We start from the raw sequence: 859 nt of genomic DNA on the forward strand, positions 1-859 counted from the left end.
GTGAGTTCGATGAGTAGGGCGGGACACGTGACATCCTGTCTGAATATGGGGGGACCATCCTCCAAGGCTAAATACTCCTGACTGACCGATAGTGAACCAGTACCGTGAGGGAAAGGCGAAAAGAACCCCGGCGAGGGGAGTGAAATAGAACCTGAAACCGTGTACGTACAAGCAGTGGGAGCACCTTCGTGGTGTGACTGCGTACCTTTTGTATAATGGGTCAGCGACTTATATTTTGTAGCAAGGTTAACCGTATAGGGGAGCCGTAGGGAAACCGAGTCTTAACTGGGCGAATAGTTGCAAGGTATAGACCCGAAACCCGGTGATCTAGCCATGGGCAGGTTGAAGGTTGGGTAACACTAACTGGAGGACCGAACCGACTAATGTTGAAAAATTAGCGGATGACTTGTGGCTGGGGGTGAAAGGCCAATCAAACCGGGAGATAGCTGGTTCTCCCCGAAAGCTATTTAGGTAGCGCCTCGTGAACTCATCTTCGGGGGTAGAGCACTGTTTCGGCTAGGGGGCCATCCCGGCTTACCAAACCGATGCAAACTCCGAATACCGAAGAATGTTATCACGGGAGACACACGGCGGGTGCTAACGTCCGTCGTGAAGAGGGAAACAACCCAGACCGCCAGCTAAGGTCCCAAAGTCATGGTTAAGTGGGAAACGATGTGGGAAGGCATAGACAGCCAGGATGTTGGCTTAGAAGCAGCCATCATTTAAAGAAAGCGTAATAGCTCACTGGTCGAGTCGGCCTGCGCGGAAGATGTAACGGGGCTAAACCATGCACCGAAGCTGCGGCAGCGACGCTTAGGCGTTGTTGGGTAGGGGAGCGTTCTGTAAGCCGTTGAAGGTG

Annotated in this window: 1 rRNA gene; it reads left to right on the forward strand. The window is 52.7% G+C overall.

What is annotated here, in order from left to right:
- Window positions 1-859 (forward strand): 23S ribosomal RNA (locus tag N6G83_RS54385); the annotation flags it as partial.

The sequence above is a fragment of the Serratia sp. PL7 genome (assembly GCF_945957435.1).